Raw genomic sequence first — 21,765 nt, 5'->3', positions numbered from 1 at the left:
ACGGCCTGGTTCTTGGGAAATCCTTCCCGCTTTTGAACCAGACCATTTGTTTTTAGATATCGATGGCCAAAGCCTGTTCAATATCCCAGATAATGTCGGAATAATGCTCTACTCCAATGGAAATCCTAACCAGTTTTTCACTGATTCCCAGCAAATTTCTGTCCTCCTCGCTTACATCGCTGTGGGTCATGGTCGCTGGATGCTCTACAAGCGATTCAGTACTTCCCAGTGAAACCGCCAGTTTGATAAGTTTCAAATTGTTCAAAAAAGAAAAGGCTTCCTTTTCTCCTCCGACGATGTCAAATGACAACATCGCTCCTGCTGAGGTCATTTGTTTTTTGAAAACAGCATATTGAGGATCCCCAGGCATTAGATTTCCGAGGTAATAGACTTTTTCCACCTTAGGATGATTTTGAAGGAATCCCGCTACTTTCTCGGCATTTTCAGCCTGCTTGGTCATCCTTACCTTTAAAGTTTCCAGACTTCTCATCAGCAACCAACCCGTCCAAGGTCCAGTCATATTTCCCAAAAAGGTCCTAAGGGTCCTTACACGCTTCATGAGCGATACATTACCCAATACTGCACCAGCAATAAGATCGGAATGACCCCCGATATATTTGGTGGCGGAATAGACGACCAAGTCCGCCCCGTGCGCCAAAGGATGTTGCCAAAGTGGGCCCATATAAGTATTGTCGACGCAAACGATCACCTTATCTTCATTTCTGGAATGCTGGTCAGCAACCATTCGGCAAACTTCCAAGTCAAACAGCGTATTGGTGGGATTCGCTGGCGTCTCCACAAATACCATCTTGACCTTGTCTTCAGCCCCTTTGGACTTTACCATTTCGGTGATTTCTTCCAATGACTGGGAACTTGTAAATCCAATGCCATTAATTCCGTATTGTGGCAAAACCTTATTGATGAAATGATCTGTACCGCCATAGACGGGCTTGCTGTAAAGAAGAACATCGCCAGGCCGCAAAAACTCCAGCATAACTGTCGAAATGGCCGACATGCCGCTTTCAAACACAGCACATTCCTCTGCCTGATCCCAAAGACAGAGTCTTTCTTCCAAAATTTGAAGATCCGGATTGTTCAATCTGCTATAGATCAATCCCAATTCCTCGTTAGGTTCTTTTTCCCTTTTGCCATAGGCAACCTGAAAAAAGGATTTGCCCTCTTCAGCAGATTTGAATACGAAAGTGGAGGTTTGGAAAATAGGACATTTGATCGCCCCTTCGGACAATTCCGGCTTGTATCCATGGGTCATCATCAGACTTTCCGGATGAAAATTTCTTTGGTCCATTACATTTGGGTTTAGGAGTGCAAATGACATAAAATCTTCCAATAAAATCAAGAAGACTCATAAAATATTATTTTGAATCACTTAAAAATATATGGATTTTATTTTATAAAAATGGATCAGGAATATATTTTATTCCATTTTACCCAAATAAAATTTTGTTTGGCTTTTTGAATAACGAGGTCCGCCTCCAAAAAATATGGGGGAAAACCCAAAAAGAAATTTCTCATCAATTTCCTTTTGGGTTTCATCAAGACCCCGATGAATGAGGAGGGTACCCCAGTAGGGGGTTGAAAATTAATTCACGATTATTTTCCTGTAATATTCCCGCTCTCGGGTGCGGATCGCCACGGTATGGAGTCCCCGTGGCAAATTGTAGATTACGTATTCAAAAACCCCTGGTCTTCCCTTGATTTGATTCAAAGTTTGTCCCAAGGCATTCACGATTGAAATTTCCTGGACATCGCCTAGGCCCAGCAATCTTAAATTGAGGTTTCCTTGCGACGGGTTTGGATAAAGTTCGATTTTGGCATCGAAATTTTCCTCTCCTATACTGGTAATGAGATTCACATTGACCTTCAAACTTCTTTCTTCACCCTTGTTGCAGCCGTTCATCGGAGAGACGATCAAGTCGAAATTCCCCTCCTTTTTCCAAGTCACCTTGACTTTGCTTGTCCCTTGCCCTTCCGAAATTTCTCCTCCACCATCACTTACACTCCACTGGTAGTTGACATTTGGCACTTTCACCACTTGGTATTCTTCTTCGGATAGGGCGACCATAACAGGCCCGGAAATTACTGAGGGAAGTTCGGGAACATTTTGCACCAAGATGCTTTTAGAAAAAGCCAATCCATTTCCACAAGGGTTTTTGGGGGTAACTTTTAGCTGCTGGGCATTCAATCCTGTCCATTGCACTTTGACCTTGGAAGTTCCCTGGCCTTCCAGGATAAGTCCACCAGTCAATTCCCATAAAAAATCGGTCCCTGGAACATCGAAAACTTCATATTCTGCAAAACTATTCAAGCAGACCGCCCCTTCGCCGGTAATTTCGGGGATTTTTACAGGCTCGGTGGAGACCAACACCTCAAGTCCACGGGTACTTCCATTTCCACAATTGTTTTTCCCCCTAACCAATACTGCATTTCTTCCCGGACTGTCCCATCTGACGATAACTTTGTTGGTTCCCTGACCTTCCAAAATGGTCCCCCCATCCACTCTCCAGTCAAATTCCTCTCCCTGAAGCAAATCGGACTGGACGGTGTAAATCTGCTGACTGAGGCAAATATTGCTTTCCCCAAAGATGACTGTTGGGGTTTCCGGGACTTGGCAGCTGTAACTGAAAAGCGTTCCCTTCGCACCGACAGCATACCCACGGCTCAGGTCGCCGAAACTGATCCCCGAAAAATTCTGGAAGGTACCCGTGGGCATTCTTTCCCAGGTCTCACCGGCATCAATCGTCCTAAGCATCAATCCTTTTTCGCCGGCAATAAATCCAACAGACTCATCCAAAAAATCAATCGCAGTCATGTTTTGTGTAAACGATGTGGTGATCTTTTTCCAGGTTTTCCCTTGGTCCGAACTTTTCAGAATACTGCCTTTGTCTCCGACAACGATGGCATTTTGCACATCCAATAATTTCATCGCATTTAGGTTTTCTGTGGTAGGAAGGGTGATTTTCTCCCATTGTTGCCCGCCAAAAGACCATCCCAAATACCCGTTTTTTCCGATTACGATCCCAACCGCAAAATCAAAATAGGCGATGTCCCTTAAATCCACATTCGTATTGCTGCCAGTGACTTCCTTCCAATTCACACCAGAATCTGTCGTCGAAGAGATAAATCCACCATTTCCGACTACATAACCCACACTGTTGGCAAAAAAGAAAAGTCCATTGATGTTTACCTCCGTGTTGAGGTTGAGGGAGGTCCAGTTGGAGCCGGAATTTCCCGTCCTGAGGACAATCCCGTTTTCTCCGGCGAGATAACCAAAGTTGTTTGTGGGAAAAGACAAACCGTTGAAAGCAATGGACAAAGGCCTGGAGCGATCCACCAAGGAGGTTCCGCCATTGGAGGTCACCAAGAACCTGCCCGCCTTTCCTATGATATAACCAAGATTTGCCGTTTTGAATTTTGTTCCCGTATAGTCATTGTCCACACCCGATAGCCGAAGTGTCCAGCTTCCTCCAGAATTGATGGAAGAAATAACAAAGCCGTTGGTTCCTACGGCAAACACAACATTAGAACCCGTCCTAAAGCTTGCTGCGGCATAATTCTCGGAATTGCTGATGTTGATGCCATCGAAGGTCAGGCCTCCATTGACGGTCCTAAGCAGCGTTCCGGAGTTGCCCACTATCACCCCGGCATTGGAATTGGTTTTGTTGAAAGAAACGCTGATTAGATCCCTTTCGGTACCGCTGTTGACAACTGTCCAAGATTGGGCGGCATCAACTGTTTTTAGAATTATTCCCTTTTCACCCACGGCATAACCCGTTTTGCCTGACACAAAATAAATGTCATTCAATGATTTACTTTCACCGGTATTGCCCAAGGTCCATGCATTACCTCCATTGAAGGTTTTGAGAACCTGTCCGGAAGACGTTGCAATATAGCCGGTGTCAGAATTGACAAAATAAAGACTGTTCAAATCCGTGGTGTTATTCACTTGTTGCTTCGACCAATTTTGTCCGCCATTGGTGGAGCGGAACACTTCGCCTTTTTCTCCGACGATGTAAGCCCTATTTTCATTCAGAAACTTTACTTTTTTCAAAGTGGCTGCAGTAGCCAAATTTTTCAGCTGCCAGGTGCTCCCGCCATCGGTTGTCAGATAGACTTGTCCATTTTCACCCACAATGAGTCCTCTGTTTTGATTGAAAAAATCCACGGCGAGCATTTTATTGTCCGTCGGAGGTTCCAATTCAGTCCAACTCAATCCCCCATCAATGGTTTTCAGGATAATCTGTTCCCCTGAAACAAAACCTATTTCGTCAGTTACCCATGAAATTCCAGTCAGTTTATTTCCCCAACCCCCAAGCCTTCTCCAGGTTTGGGCAAAAAGCGAATGCCCTACGATTACGAAAAAAAGCAATAGCAGTAGAAGTTTCTTCATAATGGGGAAGTCTATTTCAGGGATTTTAGCGCACTAAAACGAAATTAAATATAAGAATAGTCTAGAGGTTTACAAGGTGTCGATTTGAGCCCTAGAGTCAAGCCATTGCGAAATTTGCATAAACAGCATTAAACTTTTGAGGAAAGGTGAATTTCTTGCTGTTATGGTTTAGAAAATAAATTGAATTTTTCGAATAATTTCAAATTGGTTTTTGGAAAACCTCACCAAACTAACAATTTTCATTAAAACACCCCTTTTACTAGTCTTTAGATCGCTGCGGAAATGGACACTTATGGGCAGATTGGGGAATGAGAATTGGCCCTTGCCTCTTGATGGAATCACCTATTCTCAACCAACGCCACAACGCTTCTTTTGAAACTATTCCCAATCCTGCAGGTCCTGATTTTTGGCGGTTACCTGGGGTTTTCGCTTTCGTCAAATTGAGTTTTTGGTTGGTCCTTATAGTGAACAGCCCGTCCGCTGGGATCCCAATTGAATGTACCGTCGATTTCACAATGGAATTTTAAAGGCATATCGTATATTTACAATAACCAAGATTTTTACTTCCAGCTATCGGGGATAAACCAAAAAAAAGATGAAAAAAACAATATTTAGCCTAGCCCTCTATTTGGCTTTGAGTGCTTGCGGTTCCAATGAACGGGTGAGCAAGGAAGTTTTTGAGCAGGTTAATAGAAGCATGGAAGTCAAGAAACTGAGTGAATCCGAAATCATTCAGGCGGCCATGGTTTGGGGGGAAGAAATCAGCAAAGAAAGCCAGGAACAGTTGATGGCAGCGCTGAAGAAAGCAATTGCCGATGAAGGGGTTCCGGGTGCCATCGAATTTTGCAACGTGAATGCCTTGCCAATTGTAAGGGAAGTTGGGGAAAAACATGGTGTAACTGTCAGAAGGGTCTCCATGAAATACAGAAACCCCGAGGACAAACCCTTGCCTGAGGAAGAAGCGCTTCTAGATGCTTATACCTACAATTCCGAAAACGGGATCAAGAACGAGCCCAACATCCAGAGAATCCAAAATGGCGATATTTTGCTTTTCACAAAAGCGATTGTAATTCCCGATGCCTTTTGCCTGAACTGTCACGGGTCGATCGACAAAGAGATCAGTCCGGAGACTGCCCAAAAATTGAAAAATCTATACCCAGAAGACAAAGCCACCGGACATAAAGTGGGCGACCTTCGGGGAATGTGGAGCATAGGCCTCCCAAAAAAGGAATTGATAAAAAGACTTTAATTCCCAAAAGCAGAAATACGATCTTGGTAGGTAATGGAAAATTCGCCTGTGTGAGGAGGCTCGGGGACGTCCCTTCAAATCTCAAGCTCAATTTATCATCAATCTGTATATTCCAAAACATGCATTGGGCTTCCCATTGGGGTTGAAACTACAAGAAAATCAGACTATTTGGAGAATAAGGAGAAGTACCGAGTCGGTGACGTTAAATACGGCAAACAACTCACTGATTTTTAAGCAATTTCAGGATTGAATTGAATTTGTAATGCACAAAACGGGTTAAAAAAGGTGCGGGCTAGTTTTTGCACTTGGGTTTTGCGGTGATATTCAATGCTTCACGTCTTTCGCCCTAAATCATCACGAAGGATTTTAAAAAATTCAAGGTTGTTTTTTGGATCAAAAATCTCTATCAAAATTTCGGTTCACCCATTCAAGTTTTTCCTTCTTCTGTCGATGAAAAAGCTTGAGCGAGTGAACCGTATTTTTGGAATATATATCCCTTAAACCCAAAATATGCATTAGGTTTCCAAATGAGATCGAAATTGCAAGAAAATCAGCCTATTGTGAGACTAATTCCTGACACCAATAAAATGAAATCAAAAACAATCAACAACTAATTGAATATCAGTTAATTATACCATTGAATTGAGTTCGTAATGCATAAAACGGGTTCAATTACTTTTTTTGTTATCCAAACACAATCATTTGGATTAGGCTTGGTTTTATAAATACATTCTCTATAATCAGAGAATTATTTGCCAAAAGTATCCTGTTTTTTACTCTACAGTTACGGATTTGGCCAAGTTTCTTGGCTGATCCACATTACATCCTCTCATCACGGCGATGTGATAGGACAAAATCTGAAGAGGTACTACAGCCAGCAAAGGAACAAATGCCTCTTCTGTAGCAGGAATCTCGATCACGTGGTCCGCTAGATTTCTTACCGAAGTATCTCCCTCTGTCACTACCGCAATGATTTTTCCTTTCCTTGCCTTAACTTCCTGTATGTTACTTACTACCTTTTCGTAAGAACTGTCCTTGGTCGCGATAAATACGACTGGCATTTCTTCATCAATCAAGGCAATCGGACCATGCTTCATCTCTGCAGCTGGATATCCTTCTGCGTGGATATAGGAAATTTCCTTCAGTTTCAAAGCACCTTCCAGGGCAACGGGGAAATTATAACCACGTCCCAAATAGAGGAAGTTTCTGGAATCCTTATATTCTGCTGCAATTTTTTCTATCTGATCGTTTAGCTTCAAAGCCTTTTCCACCTTCCCCGGAATAGTTTCCAGTTCACTCAACAGTTGGATATATCTGCTTTCAGGCAAAGTTCCTCTTTGATAGCCAAGTTTCAAGGCCATCATCGTCAAGACAGAAATCTGTGCCGTAAACGCCTTTGTGGAAGCCACCCCGATTTCCGGGCCTGCGTGGGTATAAGAACCTGCGTGGGTCGCCCTTGCAATGGAAGAACCCACAACGTTACAAACCCCAAAAATGGTCGCTCCTTTAGATTTTGCCAATTCTATCGCTGCCAGGGTATCTGCCGTTTCGCCCGACTGGGAAATGGCGATGACGAAATCCTTTTCACTCACGACAGGGTTTCTGTAACGAAACTCTGATGCATATTCTACTTCCACCGGAATTCTCGCAAATTCCTCAAAAAGATACTCTGCTACGAGACCTGCGTGCCATGAAGTACCACAAGCCGTAATGATGATTCTTTCTGCGTTTTGGAATTTATTCATATAATCCCTCAAACCGCCCAATACCAATCGGCCATTTTTGGCATCCAACCTTCCTCGCATACAATCTGCGATCGATCTTGGCTGCTCATTGATTTCCTTAAGCATAAAATGCTCGTAACCACCTTTCTCTATCGCTTCCAACTGCATTTCCAGTTGGTTGATATAGGGATTGGTTTCTACATTTTCAATCGTCTTGATTTGAAGTTTATTGTCCCTGATCACAGCGATTTCATAATCATCCAGGTAAATCACCTGGTTGGTATATTCGATGATCGGAGTAGCATCAGAAGCGAGAAAATACTCGTTTTTCCCAACACCAATAACCAAAGGGGATCCTTTTCGCGCCGCGATGAGCGTATCGGGCTCTTCTATATTCATGATAACAATCGCATAGGCGCCCACCACTTTGTGCAGAGCCAATCTCACAGCCTCTTCCAGGCTACAGTCATTGTTGTCGTAGATATCTTCGATAAACTTGATGAATACCTCGGAATCTGTTTCACTTTGAAACTGATATCCTTTGTTGACGAGGTCGGTTTTCAACACTTCATAGTTTTCTATGATCCCGTTGTGGATCATCGCAAACTTTTCGTTGGAAGAATAATGAGGATGTGCATTGACGTCATTGGGTTCTCCGTGAGTTGCCCATCGGGTATGCCCAATCCCTATTGTAGAATTGAGATTTTTGAGATCAACCAGATGGTTTTCCAATTCAGAGACTTTTCCCTTCTTTTTGTAAATGCTTAGGCCTTCCTTGTTGAGGAGGGCTACGCCGGCACTGTCATAGCCCCGGTATTCTAATCTTTTGAGACCTTTGATGATGATAGGCAAAGCTTCTTGCATGCCTACGTATGCTACTATTCCGCACATAAGTAAAAATATTGAGGATTAAAGGTAATGTTTTATAATAATGGCAATCAAAAATGCAACCAAAAACCAATCTTCAATAAAAAATTCAGTTTTTACGCTTTTCAATTGCGGTAATCATTTACAATGCTCTAATTTTAGAGTAATATATTTTTAATTTGATATTGTTTTTATTGACCACAAATTCTTTAAAAGATTTCTTAAAATCATCTCCCGCTGTTCCGGGTGAGTTTGGGTAAAGGATCCAATCATTCCTTTGCAGATTGGATCTATACACTGAATTGATATAAGAAGTGATTCTTTGATTGTAAACCTTTGATTCAGAGAAATAAGCCAAAAGAGCAGGGGCCAATACAGCCGGAACGATGTTTCCATTGGGATCAACGCCCTGTTGTGCTTGGCCATCGGCCTGTATAGACAGTGGTTCACCATCGAATCTGGTAAGCACCCTGTTGGTTTCATTGGTGAAATTCATCACCATAAAAGTGGGAGGGAGATTGTCTGCAGAAGCTGATTCCAATGGGCCTATTTCAAAGGAAATATCGTTAAAGGTGACATTTGTTATGCTATCAAGGAATGCATCAATGGGACTCGTGTCTATTTTCAAGACCAAACCAACACCAGATTTGGATCCTACTTTTTCCCCGGTGTCATAAGCTTTGCCTGATTGAGTGATGATTTCTGTTGGCGTACCTTGACGGTCATTCTTCACATAATTGAAATGACGGGATTGTGCAGTACTAATTGGATAAACCGTTGGAACGGTATCGCCTTGGTAGTGATAAAAAACCGAAATTCCAGTTGTGTTCCCCACTCTTAGACTGATGGAAGCTTCTTGTTCAGGGTTTCCGGTAATCGCTATGCCCTGAATCAATCGCCTGAAGGAAAATATATCCTTGAATGCGTCACCTTTTTTCATTTCCTGAAAAAGGAAAGCCGCAAATTCATCCTTCACCTTCGTGCTTACCAAGGTATCTTTTCTAGCGGAAAAATTAAAACTATTTTCGGCTATTGAGACAGGATCAAATTCCAATCTATCAAAACTATAATAGGATGTGTCTTGGATTCCTTCTGTCAACAAATGGACTTTAAGGGATTTTGGTGTGCTGAAATTCGTTCCGGTTGCAGATTCTACCTGAAAATTGAACTTGACAGAATCCAAAATTGCCTCTTGCCTTGGCAAAGGGGCAGTGACATTGATGGCAAGTCTACTAAAACCAATACCTTCAGTTTTACCAAAGAAAGCACTGGTTTCTCCTCCCACCACAAAACTTCCCTGATTGGTCGTGTTGAATGAATCCAACAAGACCATAGACGCAGATAGGGGTATCTCCGTAAAGAAAACCCCTATTTGATTATTGTTTGGATCCAAGTCTAATCCTATATTGGAAGGATCGCTACATGAACTCGCAATGGTCAAGGAAATGAACAAACCTCCAGCCAGTTTAGCCGGCAAGGTCTGTATAGATGTTGTAATAACTTTCAAAAAGCTGTTCTTCTTCTTCGCTGTTAATTTCACACTTTTTATCTTTAGAGCACTCTTCAATGAGTTGGGTAAGATGTTCTGAGATGTCATTGCTCTTGATGACTACGTCGGCATATGCCATTCCGATTTTAAGGAAACCTTCGTAATCTTTTGATTTCAAGGGCGCAAGAATGGAATCATCGATATCCACCATTTTGACCTTCTCAAACAAATCATCGCCAAATTTATGGTTAAATCCGGTATTATAAATAGCGAATACAGATTTTGTATCTTTAAATAGAGGTTCGTTCTTGTATGTGGTCTTCAGATACATTGGAATCAAACTTGTCATCCAATCATTGCAATGAACCACATCTGGAGCCCAGCCCAGTTTTTTTACTGTTTCAATGACTCCTTTACAAAAGAAAATCGCTCTTTCGTCGTTGTCTTCATAGAATTTTTCCTGCTTGTCATGGAAAACGCTTTTCCTCTGGAAATAGTCTTCGTTGTCAATAAAATAGACCTGAAGCTTGGCATTAGGTATGGAAGCAACCTTGATGATCAAAGGTTTTTCTTCCTCTCCAACAGAAATATTGATACCTGAAAGTCTCACTACCTCATGCAATCTATTCTTTCTTTCGTTGATCAAACCAAATCTGGGAACAAGAATACGGATTTCCATTCCTTTTTCCTGCATGGCTTGAGGCAATGCCCTTACAAAGTTGGCAACCTCTGAAGTTTCAAGGAATGGATTGATTTCACTGGCTACGTAAAGAATACGAAGTTTGGACATATCTTGTTTATTTATGTTTAGGGATAATACGGGACTACAAACTTACGAAAAAAAAGCGGTAAATCCATTGTTTTTCTAAAGAATACCCTACTTTTGCGACTATTTTACAATTTGCAAACACAAGAAAGGTGCATATCCTCCGGACAAAAAACGAAATATCAGACAGTCTACATCCATTGAGAATTGACAATAAAACAATCGGTTTTGTACCTACAATGGGCGCTTTACACGAAGGACATTTGTCTTTGATCCATCAGGCAAAATTATCTTCTGACTCTGTTTTAGTCTCCATATTTATAAACCCAACCCAATTCAATAGCAAAGAGGATTTTGAAAAATACCCCCAAACACTAGAAGAGGACCTTCAGGTTTTGGCTGCTTCTGGTGTTGATTACGTGTTTTTACCTCACCTGAATGAAATTTATCCTGAGCCAACCACCCTAAATTTTGACTTCGGAGACTTGGAAAGGACCCTTGAAGGGACCTTTAGACCTGGCCATTTCAATGGTGTTGGACTGGTGGTTTCCAAACTGTTAAATATTGTTAAACCCAACAAAGCCTACTTTGGACAGAAGGACTTGCAACAAGTAGCCATTATCAAAAGACTGGTAAAAGACCTCTCCTTTGATGTGGAAATCATCGTGGTGGAAACCAAAAGGGAGCAGGATGGCTTGGCCATGTCTTCCCGGAACCTAAGGCTCAGTTTGGAGGAAAGGACCATCGCGACGCTTCTCTATAAGTGTTTGATATTTGGCAAAGATGAACTATTGGCAGGAAAAGATTGGTTTGAGGTAAAAGACAGGATTACAAATAGGTTCCACAATGAGCCCCAAGCCCGATTGGAATACTATGAATGGATCGAGTCGGATACATTTGTCAGAGTAACCCAAATCCAAAATTCACAAAAAACATCCATCTGCATTGCGGCTTATATTGGCGAAGTCAGATTGATCGATAACCTTACTATTACTGAATAATTATATCATCCATGCATATTCAAGTATTAAAATCCAAAATACATCGGGTAAAAATCATGCAGGCAGAACTCCATTATGTGGGGAGTATCACCGTAGATGAGGACCTTATGGACGCTGCTAATCTCATTGAAAATGAAAAAGTTCAGATCGTCAACATCAATAACGGCGAACGTCTGGAAACCTATGTTATCAAAGGAGTAAGGGGAAGTGGAATGGTTTGCTTGAATGGCCCAGCCGCAAGGAAAGCCCAAGTAGGGGACATCGTCATCATTATTTCCTATGCTTCCATGGAATTCGAAGAAGCCAAAAAACATAAACCGGTGATTGTCTTTCCAGATGACCACAATAAAATAATCTGAGTTGAAACTTACTCTTAAACAATGGATCCAGGTGTTTCTCTCTTTTGGGGTGGCCATCTGGATTTTTTGGTTTTTATATAAGGACATCAGCCAAGAGGCACTTTTAGAAGGACTTCGGGAAACCTCGGGTTTTTGGCTTGGACTGTCTATTTTGATTTCCATAATAGGCTTTTGGTTGAGAGCTTGGCGCTGGAAACTGTTGATCCAAGTTGGTGAGTCCGACAGCATTCCTACCAAAAGAGTATTATTGGCATTGATGATCGGTTATTTGGCGAATTTACTCGTTCCACGGGCTGGTGAGATTGCACGATGCGGAGCATTGAAAAAAACCGAAGGCATCCAAATCGGGAAACTTTTCGGAACTGTCATTCTAGAACGAACCATAGATTTGATTTTTCTGGTCTCCACCATTTCTATTGCCTTCCTGATTGAAAAAGACCTCTTCCTAAGCCTATTATCCGATTTGGTTTCCTTGGAAACACTCGGGGACAGAATCTCAAGCGCCCTGCCACTCCTTTTGGGAGGAGCACTTGTCGCATCGATTTTTATCTATTTGGTTTTTCAAAAATACAGGGATCATGGCCTGTTCCAAAAATTCCAGCATTTCATCAGGGATATCATAAAGGGGTTCATCAGTCTCAAACAAGTTCGGAATCAATTTGGCTTCTGGTCATCTTCTGTACTTATTTGGGCAATCTATTATCTGACCATGTATTTTGTGGCCCTTGCCATCCCTTCCACTGCCAGTCTGTCAGCCGGTTCTGTTCTCATGGTGATGGTCATGGGAAGTATTGGCATGATCGCACCTGTTCAAGGGGGCATTGGGACATTCCATGCACTCGTGGCCTTTATTTTGATGGCATATGGTTTGACGAATGAGGAAGGTAAAATCTTTGCCGTGATTGTCCATGGAAGTCAGGTACTCACGGTGATTGTCTTGGGAACAATTGCATCAGCCGTTTTCCTGAAACTTTCAGCTAAGAAAGAACCTAAATCCTCTTAACTTCGTATTCAGAAAGCAATAAAAAAATAAAACTATGATCATACTCATTGTCGTTGTCTTTGCAATTCTTGGATTTGTCGTCAGCCGAAGGCTTAAAAGCAAGTTCAAAAAATATTCTCAAACCTCATTGAAGGCCAATCTTTCCGGAAAGGAGATTGCCGAATTGATGTTGGCGGATAATAATATCCATGACGTAAAGGTAAATTGTGTGGAGGGCCAATTGAGCGACCACTACAATCCGATGAATAGAACGGTGAATTTAAGCCCAGATGTATATTATGGAAGAAATGCTGCTTCAACCGCCGTTTCAGCACATGAGTGTGGTCACGCAGTACAGCATGCGACTTCTTACACTTGGCTGAAAATGAGATCTGCCATGGTGCCTATTCAAAACGCCAGCAGCAAGATTCTAAACATCGTCTTGATCGCATCTCTTTTGGGAGGATACCTGATCGGCTTGCCTTATGAATTTATAGGAACCATTGTTGTCGGTTCTTATGGAATCATGACACTCTTTACCTTGATCACTTTACCGGTGGAATTTGATGCCAGTAACAGGGCCTTGGCTTGGGTGAAGGAAAGAAACGTGGTTACCACTGCTGAATACGCCATGTCAAAAGATGCACTCAAATGGGCTGCCATGACTTATGTAGTTGCAGCATTGGCTTCTTTGGCCACATTGGCTTACTATATCTTTGTGTTCTTTGGAAACAGAGATTAATCGGAAACTGAAATCAGTGAAATGAGTTTACAATAAAGGGGCAAGAAATTGTCCCTTTTGTTTTTTTCAGCTATATTCCTGCAATCATTCAATAAAACCCAAATATTCATATGAATTTCGAATACACGGAGGAGCATCTTGCAGTAAGGGATGCCGCTAGGGAATTTGCCCAAACAGAACTTTTACCAGGTGTCATTGAAAGGGATACCCATGCCACTTTTCCACACGCGCAGATCAAGGAGATGGGAGCCCTTGGCTTTATGGGCATGATGGTGGATCCTAAATACAACGGTGGTGGAATGGACACCATTTCCTACGTATTGGCTATGGAGGAAATTTCCAAAATCGATGCTTCGGCCTCAGTTGCCATGTCTGTAAACAATTCCTTGGTTTGCTGGGGTTTGGAGAAATACGGCAATGAAGAACAAAAAGAAAAATACCTAAAAAGATTGGCCAAAGGCGAAATCATTGGAGCCTTTTGTCTTTCAGAACCAGAAGCGGGATCAGATGCGACTTCCCAGAAAACCACAGCCGAACGCAACGGGGATCATTATCTCCTCAATGGGACCAAAAATTGGATCACCAATGGAAATACCGCCAGTGTGTATATCATAATCGCCCAAACAGATCCTTTAAAGGGACATAAAGGGATTTCAGCCTTTATCGTCGAAAAGGATTGGGAAGGTTTTGTGGTCGGTAAAAAAGAAGATAAGCTTGGAATAAGGGGTTCTGATACACATTCCCTAATGTTTACCGATGTAAAGATTCCTGTGGAAAATAGGATTGGGGAGGAAGGTTTTGGTTTTCGCCTTGCGATGGAGACCCTGAATGGTGGCCGTTTGGGAATTGCAGCCCAAGCCTTGGGCATTGCTGCCGGAGCCTATGAGTTGGCCTTGGCCTATTCCAAAGAAAGAAAAACTTTTGGCAAACCCATCTGTCAGCACCAGGCGATTCAGTTCAAACTGGCAGATATGGCCACTGAAATCGAAGCTGCCCGACTGTTGGTTTTGAAAGCTGCGTGGCTAAAAGACCAAGGAAAAGAATTTTCTCAAGCAAGTGCAATGGCAAAACTCTATGCCTCAAAAGTAGCAATGGACGTGACAATTGAAGCGATTCAAGTACATGGAGGTTATGGATATGTCAAAGAATACCATGTAGAACGCCTGATGAGAGATGCAAAAATTACACAGATTTATGAAGGAACCAGCGAAATTCAAAAAATAGTCATATCGAGAGGTATTTTAAGCTAATCGTATTTTCATTGGCAAAAGAGACATTTATTTTAGATTTTATACCCATATTTATTTATTTTTCAATATATATTGAATTATTGCATGCGTGTTTCAAAAAATATTATATTTTTACAAAAAATATAAGCAGAATTTCGTCATGGAATATTACAATAAAGTCATAGAATCTGTAGGTGTTCGCTTTGTAAAAGGGAATAATTACAAAATTGAAAAACCTGTTTTTGTTACTGACTACCAAGATATAGAAAATACTGCCATCCTTTTGCACAAAGGTTCATTGAAGTTCTCGGATGACCAAGAAGGAGTTAACGAAGGCGAGATCCTTTTTATTCCCGCTGGCAGATCGAGCAGCATTTCTTTTGGTTCAGCAACCAAGAAAAATGAAATCAACAACGAAAACTTCCTTGACAATAAAAGAAAATATCTTCAGACGGTAAGTTTCAAAGAGATAAAAAATCTTGAGGAGGATTGTATCACATTGGTCACCTTCGAAGCGAAGGTTTTTGATGTAGTCAATTTCTTCAATTCACTCGGAATCCCTCCTTTTGTAATCAGATTCAATGACAAAATTGCTTCTATCGTAGAAGACATCGTCAAAGAATCCGAACAAAATACGCCTGGAAAAGAAAGGGTAATCAAGCTTCATACCGAGTTATTGGTGGTGGAGATTGTGAGACACATTCTGAAAAACAGGTTGTTCGTTGAGGAATTGTCCACAAACAGCACCTATTTCAAGGATCCCCGACTAATAGACATGTTCACCTATATCAAAAAGAACATCGGTGGAGATCTTTCAAACAAGGTTTTGGCCTTGGTAGCGAATGTTTCCGAGGACTATGTGGGCCAATATTTCAAAATGCTTACCGGCATCAATCCACAGGATTATATAGAATACCAGAGAATGGAGGCTGCTGTAGAATTACTCAGAACTTCCAAGAAAAGTATCCGGGATATCGGCAAGGAAGTCGGCTATAAGGACACTGCCTATTTCTGCCGAAGATTCAAAATGATGTACGGTTTGCCTGCAGGTAAAATGAGAAGAAGAGAATCCCTAATTAACGTTCAGGGATAAGTTAAATACCGCTATATATTCCAAAACCTCGGTCAAAAAGCCGGGGTTTTTTTCTGCCCCGTTTCCAATAACCACCAAGTCCGCTCCCGATGTGAACGCTTCTTTCACTTTGGGAAGACTATTCAGTCCTCCACCCACGATAAGTGGCGCAGGAATGTGTTTTTTAAGGGCATGGATGATTTTGGAAGAGACTGGATTTTTTGCCCCACTCCCTGCATCGACATAAAAATATTGAAGCCCCAAGAGATGACCCGCAAAAGCGGTGGCAACACTTAGGTCTGGCTTGGTGTTGGGCAAGGGGATGGTTTGGCTGATGTACTGTACGCTTGTCGGCGCACCACTATCAATGAGCAAATATCCGGTTGGCAAAATTTCAACCTTTGTTTTCATCAGCAAGGGAGCTATTGTGACGTGCTGACCAATCAGAAATTCCGGATTTCTCCCCGATATCAATGATAGAAATAAAAGACCGTCAGCTTTTTCTGAAAACTGAATGACATTCCCAGGAAAAATCACAACAGGAATCTCGGTGGTGAGGGACTTGATAAGACCCACGATCGAATCAATAGAATTTTCCTGGATTAGACTCCCTCCCACGAAAAAAAAATCAAGGTCGAGCCGAATAGCCTCCTTGATTTGGTTTTTCAATGATTCTGTGGATTTGACCTTGTCAGGATCAATCAACCAAGCCACTGCTTTTTTACCTGAAGAATTGAGACCTTTCAGCCTTTCTTCAATTTTGCGTGGCCTCATCAATTTCCTCCAATTTGGATTTCTCCAAGCTATTCATCAACATATCCTTTCCATACGCCAAAATAATAGGCAATAACAAAGGGCCAAATCGGCTTAAAAAACCGGAACGGCTGTTATGGGTAAGTTTGTTTTTAATGTCATCATCCAGTAATCCTTCTTTTTCCAAAGCCCTCAATACTTTGACCGTCTTCCTGGTTTTCTTTTTCTGAACCATGCGCACAAGCGCATAAGAAACCAATCCACCGATCAGAACCGCTCCACCAACCTTGAACCAGTCACCCGATTCACTTTTGACAAGATTCAACTGCATCTCCAGTGTTTGTTCCAGTTCTTCCGCCTTTCTTTTCATGTCATCCATCATATCCATTATTTTTTCATTTTAAAAATAAACTCCCTAAGATTTTCCTGAAGTGAACCTTTCATTCTTCTCGAATTTCTAACCAGATATAGCAAAAACAAAACCAACAAATAAATAATGCCAACGTAAAAAAATCCTTTATAGGTCGAATAGGTCAATTCACTGATATAAAAAGCGAGTGAAATACTTAAAAACAGCAACACCAATAACGAAACCATTGCCATACTTACCAGGATCAATATTCTGGTGAGAATGGAAGAAAATTGATCCTGAACCTCATCCCGAATGATATTGAACCGGACTTCAATAAGCTTTTTTATTGTTTGTACTATTTCAGAAACGTTTAACATAAACCTCGCTTTTATTGTGCCAAAAATTAGTTGAAAATAATCACAATATACGGCAAAAACCCGGGTTCAAAAATTTTCGGGGATTTCAGGCTCTTGATTCCGCTCATAAAACTCAAATCTCAAAACCGCTTCCAGGGCATTTTTAATGGCAATATTGACCGTAAACTGAGCCGATGTCAAATCAAAATCAAGGTTCGATAGTTTTGAGTAATTGTTTGCGCTGGAAGGAACTTGCATATCCTTTTTAATCGCTAAAGACACCTCATTGAACAACTCCGGCTTGCCAACTTTTATCTTGTTGCATACCAGCAATTCATTTTCGTTGTATTTGTTTTTTCGGGAAGATGTTCCAAATAGTCGGCAGATCAAACCCCTGTTTTGATAATCAGAACAAAATCCGGCATGACCATCTTCACTGGTTTTTTTATAGAGGACACAAGCATCATCATCCAGTGTTTCCAGCTTTTCCAAAACACTTTCCGCCTTTCCTTCTTCAAACAATTTGAACGCCAAGGGTAAAAATTCAATGACAGAGGCATTCACCTTTGGGTTGGAACAACAGAGGCCACAGCCTGAGAAACAGGTCAACTGGCTTTCATCCAAATAAGACTTTATCTCCATCCCCAATTCGTCAAACACTTGCCTGACCCCCAGAGCCTTATCCTGTAAATTCATTTGTCCTATTTAAAAGTCAGCGAAGGTAGACACTTTCGCATACAAAACAACATCCTGGTCACAATGCATTTTTTTTATCTTTTTATATATTATTTAAAACCGTTCTTGCCCAATTGAAATGGAAAAACCTAACTTTGATTGCCTGAATACATCACTATTTAAGCAATCATATACTGTACTTTTTACAAAAAACGTGATATTATGAATGAGCAATTAGAGGATTTTGAAAAAAGACAAGAAGAGAAAATATTACAGGCGTTCAAGGAACGGGATTGGAGTGAAATAAAAAGTGCCGATTCCTGGGTAATATTTAAGGTTATGTCTGAGTTTGTGGAGGGTTTTGAAAAATTGTCGAAAATCGGACCCTGTGTTTCAATCTTTGGATCGGCAAGGACGCCCAGAGAGAATAAATTTTATCTCATGGCTGAGGAAATCGCAGCCAAACTGGTAAGACATGGATATGGCGTAATCACCGGTGGTGGTCCCGGAATCATGGAAGCTGGAAACAAAGGTGCACATTCCCAAAACGGTAAATCCGTGGGCCTCAATATTGTACTCCCTTTTGAACAGTTCAATAACATCTATATCGATCAGGACAAACTGATTACATTCGATTATTTCTTTGTCAGAAAGGTCATGTTCACGAAATATGCACAGGGCTTCGTGGTACTGCCAGGGGGTTTTGGGACTTTGGATGAGCTTTTTGAAGCTTTGACCTTGATCCAAACCAATAAAATCGGAAAATTCCCGATCGTGTTGGTTGGCAGGGAATATTGGCAGGGATTGATCGATTGGATAAAAAACACCATGCTGGATCAGCACAAAAATGTAAACGCCGAAGATCTTTTCCTCTTTTCTCTCGTAGATGAACCATCAGAAGCCGTAAAGGTAATCGATGATTTCTACAGCAAGTACCTCCTTTCCCCAAATTTCTAAACTTGAAAAACTACCATCTTTACATTATATATACTTTGGTTGCCATTTTGTTTGGAGTTGCTTTTCACCTGCACAATTCCAAAGAAAAGTCAAGTGTGGATTACAATGAGGTGATCATCCACCAATCTTCGGGAGAGGAAATGAAAATCCTTATACCAGAAGCACATGCAAGGATTTTTGCAATCCCCGAAAAAATCTCGTTTTCTGGTGAAAAGGTTCCAATGGATCTTCCGGACGTAAGAGAGAGATTTGAAAGGGAAATATATGTCAATGCCTACTGGCAATCAAACATGATCCTTTTGATGAAAAGGGCCAATAAATTCCTTCCAATCATAGAAGAAATCCTACTCCAAAATGGCATTCCGGAAGACTTCAAATATTTGGCCATGGTTGAATCTGGACTTTTGAACGTTGCCTCACCTGCTGGTGCAAGAGGATTTTGGCAATTTATGCCAGAGACTGCAAAGGAAAACAAATTGGAGGTCAATGATGATGTGGATGAGCGGTATCATTTGGAAAAATCCACCTTGGCGGCAACACGCTACCTCAAGGCTTCCTATGGGAGATTTGGGAATTGGACATCCGTAGCGGCTAGTTACAATATGGGAATGTCCGGCTTGGGAAAAAGAAAGGCGGCGCAAAAAATGACCAGTTATTATGACCTTTTACTGAATGAAGAAACCAGCCGATACCTCTTTAGAATCCTTGCCTTTAAAGAAATTTTTGAACACCCTAGAAAATATGGTTTTCAGCTCGTTGAAAATGATCTCTATAGACTCCCGAATTTCCGTGAACTTAAAGTGACCCAATCCATTCCAAATTTGGCGGATTGGGCACTTCGTCACAATACAAATTACAAAGAATTGAAAATCCACAATCCATGGTTAAGGTCATCAAAATTGACTGTGGCAAATGGAAAAGAATACATCTTAAAAATCCCCGTGAATTGACATCTTCTGTCTTTTGATTTTAGGTACTCCCATATTTGGGAATTTGGTTAAATTATCCTTCATTTAAACCTATTTTCACCGGTGACTTCATGAAGAAACTCTTAATTTGGGTAATTGCATTACTCCTTTTGATCCTACTTGTTTTTAAAGGTCTACCGGTTTTGGTCAACCTCTACCTCAATGAGAATGCGGACAGGATTGTCAGCAACATGATCACACGAACCAGTGGTTTTGGGGATCACGAAATTACCTTCGGTGAGATCAAATTGGACTACAATTACTCAGGTACTTATTTACAGCTGGAAGACATCCAAATCACCCCCGCAGACAATATCAGCGAAAACCAACTCAAGGTCACACTTTCCGCAAAACAAGTGAGGGTCTCGGGGTTTAGATGGAAGGATTTCCTGATGGAAAATTCTATCGTTGTTGATTCTGCCACGATTGACAACATCACCATCAAAACCCTTTCTCCAGCATTGGATTCCATGCATTTTTCAGAATCCAAACCCAATCGGAAAGCACACAGGGACTACAAAATCATCAGTGTCAAGCATTTTGGATTGAATCATCTCTCAGTGGAAAACAGGGACAGTTATTCTGATTCCCTGCGACTTGAACTTTTCGATCTTTCAGTGGCTGCTTCAGGATTTAGGCTTACAGAAGAAGACATACAAAATAAAGAAGCACTTTTTGACGTAGACATGATCCAGGGAACAATTTCAAAGGCAAATTTACATTTTGACGAATACCGTCAAATGGTAATTGTAGATAGTCTGGCTTTCAATACAGAAGACAACACGTTGGGAATCGGGAATTTCTCCCTTATACACAAGCTAGATAGATATACCTATACTGGATTGCAGGACAAAAGAATGAGTTGGATCGAGATTGGAGACACCAAATTAAAGGTCAGGGGAATGGATTTCAATTCTTATTTCAGAAATGGGACGGTTGAAATCGATTCGTTGATCGCCTCAAATCTGAAACTATCTGTATTTACGGACAAGCGGAAATCCGAAGACTTGTCAAAACGCCCCCCAATGTTTCATGAGAGTTTAAACAAACTTGAACAAGTACTGCATATAAAAAACACACTGTTGAGGAATGGGTATTTGAGAATAGAAGAGAGGGCGGACAACAATGCGCCCCAATCCGGAGCACTATTTTTTACGGAGTTAAATGCGCACATCAAGAACATTTCCAATCACAAAGAAATGATGGCCGGAAATTCTCAATTGGTCATGAATGTAAAGGCCAAGCTGATGGACATTGGCCCTGTGGATTTAAGCATGGATTACGATTTGGCAAGTGAAAATGGCACCTTCAAATTAAAGGGGACTCTCGGAAAAATGCCATTGCGGACCTTGAACAACATGATAGAGCCTGAGGCCAAAATCAGCTTGAAATCCGGGGTGATCAACCGGTTGGATTTTAACATTATCGCAAATGATTACGAGGGCAGTGGTGAGGCGATCGTCAGGTATGAAGACCTTGAACTCGAATTATTGAACAAGGATTTTGGCAAAGATCAAAATGTGTTCAGAAAAATAGGCTCTTTTCTTGCCAATAAAGTGGTCATCAAATCCAACAACCCAAACAAGAGGGGAGATTTGAAAAAAGGAACGGTTTATTATCTCCGAGAGCCCCATAAATCCATTTATAACTATTGGTGGAAACTGATTTTCAGCGGATTGAAATCTACATTGACGGGAGAAGATCTTGAGGAAATGAAGAAAAAAGAACTTGAAAATAGAAATGGGACTCCTAAAAAGGCAAAATGAGGTTTTTCAATGCCTAAGGAGGGAAAGAATACAGCCCAATCCAAAACTTA

Annotated in this window: 19 protein-coding genes; 10 read left to right on the top strand and 9 right to left on the bottom strand. The window is 41.3% G+C overall.

Going from position 1 to position 21,765, the window contains the following annotated elements:
- Positions 1-52 precede the first annotated feature (52 nt).
- Positions 53-1,306, bottom strand: coding sequence for a cystathionine gamma-synthase family protein (locus tag F824_RS0101125; protein ID WP_026333420.1), 1,254 nt, complete (start codon positions 1,304-1,306; stop codon positions 53-55).
- 294 nt (positions 1,307-1,600) lie between these two features.
- Positions 1,601-4,408 carry a YCF48-related protein gene (locus tag F824_RS0101115; protein WP_019595997.1) on the bottom strand — a complete coding sequence of 936 codons (2,808 nt, stop codon included), beginning with the start codon at positions 4,406-4,408 and terminating at the stop codon, positions 1,601-1,603.
- A 595-nt stretch (positions 4,409-5,003) separates the two neighbouring features.
- Between F824_RS0101115 and F824_RS0101105 the strand changes: the two genes are divergently transcribed.
- Positions 5,004-5,657, top strand: a complete 654-nt coding sequence (locus tag F824_RS0101105; protein WP_019595995.1) for a Tll0287-like domain-containing protein — start codon at positions 5,004-5,006, stop codon at positions 5,655-5,657.
- A gap of 773 nt (positions 5,658-6,430) precedes the next feature.
- Here the strand turns inward: F824_RS0101105 and glmS are convergent.
- The 3 genes from glmS to F824_RS0101085 form a co-directional block, all read right to left on the bottom strand.
- On the bottom strand, positions 6,431-8,272 hold the full coding sequence (gene glmS, locus F824_RS0101095) for a glutamine--fructose-6-phosphate transaminase (isomerizing) (protein WP_026333419.1): 1,842 nt from the start codon (positions 8,270-8,272) through the stop codon (positions 6,431-6,433).
- Between the two features lie 118 nt (positions 8,273-8,390).
- Entirely contained in the window at positions 8,391-9,755 is a 1,365-nt protein-coding gene (locus F824_RS0101090) for a DUF4270 domain-containing protein (RefSeq protein ID WP_236613180.1), read from the bottom strand.
- A complete protein-coding gene (locus F824_RS0101085; protein ID WP_019595991.1) occupies positions 9,715-10,527 on the bottom strand; it encodes a glycogen/starch synthase in 813 nt (270 codons plus the stop codon). The genes F824_RS0101090 and F824_RS0101085 overlap by 41 nt, the downstream gene beginning before the upstream one ends.
- A gap of 128 nt (positions 10,528-10,655) precedes the next feature.
- On the opposite strand from F824_RS0101085, the gene panC reads away from it, so the two are divergent.
- The 6 genes from panC to F824_RS0101050 all read left to right on the top strand — a co-directional run bounded on the left by panC (position 10,656) and on the right by F824_RS0101050 (position 15,909).
- Positions 10,656-11,504, top strand: a complete 849-nt coding sequence (gene panC, locus F824_RS0101080; protein ID WP_026333418.1) for a pantoate--beta-alanine ligase — start codon at positions 10,656-10,658, stop codon at positions 11,502-11,504.
- A gap of 11 nt (positions 11,505-11,515) precedes the next feature.
- The gene (gene panD, locus F824_RS0101075) at positions 11,516-11,863 is read left to right on the top strand and encodes an aspartate 1-decarboxylase (RefSeq protein ID WP_026333417.1); all 348 of its coding nucleotides are present in this window, start codon (positions 11,516-11,518) and stop codon (positions 11,861-11,863) included.
- Position 11,864: 1 nt separating this feature from the next.
- Positions 11,865-12,866, top strand: coding sequence for a lysylphosphatidylglycerol synthase transmembrane domain-containing protein (locus F824_RS0101070; protein WP_019595988.1), 1,002 nt, complete (start codon positions 11,865-11,867; stop codon positions 12,864-12,866).
- 34 nt (positions 12,867-12,900) lie between these two features.
- A complete protein-coding gene (locus F824_RS0101065; protein WP_019595987.1) occupies positions 12,901-13,587 on the top strand; it encodes a zinc metallopeptidase in 687 nt (228 codons plus the stop codon).
- Between the two features lie 110 nt (positions 13,588-13,697).
- On the top strand, positions 13,698-14,837 hold the full coding sequence (locus F824_RS0101055; RefSeq protein WP_019595985.1) for an acyl-CoA dehydrogenase: 1,140 nt from the start codon (positions 13,698-13,700) through the stop codon (positions 14,835-14,837).
- A gap of 139 nt (positions 14,838-14,976) precedes the next feature.
- The gene (locus tag F824_RS0101050; RefSeq protein ID WP_026333416.1) at positions 14,977-15,909 is read left to right on the top strand and encodes a helix-turn-helix domain-containing protein; all 933 of its coding nucleotides are present in this window, start codon (positions 14,977-14,979) and stop codon (positions 15,907-15,909) included.
- On the opposite strand, the gene F824_RS0101045 is transcribed toward F824_RS0101050, so the two are convergent.
- From F824_RS0101045 to F824_RS0101030, 4 genes are all read right to left on the bottom strand, one after another.
- Positions 15,889-16,662 carry a geranylgeranylglyceryl/heptaprenylglyceryl phosphate synthase gene (locus tag F824_RS0101045; protein WP_019595983.1) on the bottom strand — a complete coding sequence of 258 codons (774 nt, stop codon included), beginning with the start codon at positions 16,660-16,662 and terminating at the stop codon, positions 15,889-15,891. The genes F824_RS0101050 and F824_RS0101045 overlap by 21 nt on opposite strands.
- On the bottom strand, positions 16,643-17,029 hold the full coding sequence (locus tag F824_RS0101040; protein WP_019595982.1) for a hypothetical protein: 387 nt from the start codon (positions 17,027-17,029) through the stop codon (positions 16,643-16,645). The genes F824_RS0101045 and F824_RS0101040 overlap by 20 nt, the downstream gene beginning before the upstream one ends.
- Positions 17,029-17,370: a phage holin family protein gene (locus F824_RS0101035; RefSeq protein ID WP_019595981.1), complete on the bottom strand. Its 342-nt coding sequence runs from the start codon at positions 17,368-17,370 to the stop codon at positions 17,029-17,031. The genes F824_RS0101040 and F824_RS0101035 overlap by 1 nt, the downstream gene beginning before the upstream one ends.
- A gap of 66 nt (positions 17,371-17,436) precedes the next feature.
- Positions 17,437-18,045 (bottom strand): YkgJ family cysteine cluster protein, encoded by a 609-nt coding sequence (locus F824_RS0101030; protein WP_019595980.1) that lies wholly within the window; start codon positions 18,043-18,045, stop codon positions 17,437-17,439.
- 201 nt (positions 18,046-18,246) lie between these two features.
- Between F824_RS0101030 and F824_RS0101025 the strand changes: the two genes are divergently transcribed.
- The 3 genes from F824_RS0101025 to F824_RS0101015 all read left to right on the top strand — a co-directional run bounded on the left by F824_RS0101025 (position 18,247) and on the right by F824_RS0101015 (position 21,715).
- Complete coding sequence (locus F824_RS0101025) at positions 18,247-18,981, top strand: LOG family protein (RefSeq protein WP_019595979.1); 735 nt, start codon at positions 18,247-18,249, stop codon at positions 18,979-18,981.
- A 2-nt stretch (positions 18,982-18,983) separates the two neighbouring features.
- Positions 18,984-19,931, top strand: a complete 948-nt coding sequence (locus F824_RS0101020) for a lytic transglycosylase domain-containing protein (protein WP_019595978.1) — start codon at positions 18,984-18,986, stop codon at positions 19,929-19,931.
- 89 nt (positions 19,932-20,020) lie between these two features.
- Complete coding sequence (locus tag F824_RS0101015) at positions 20,021-21,715, top strand: hypothetical protein (protein WP_019595977.1); 1,695 nt, start codon at positions 20,021-20,023, stop codon at positions 21,713-21,715.
- Positions 21,716-21,765 lie beyond the last annotated feature (50 nt).

It is taken from the genome of Rhodonellum psychrophilum GCM71 = DSM 17998, assembly GCF_000381545.1.
GTDB lineage: Bacteria > Bacteroidota > Bacteroidia > Cytophagales > Cyclobacteriaceae > Rhodonellum > Rhodonellum psychrophilum.
The sequence above is the reverse complement of the archived record's forward strand: the minus strand, read 5'-3'. Positions and strand labels throughout refer to the sequence as shown.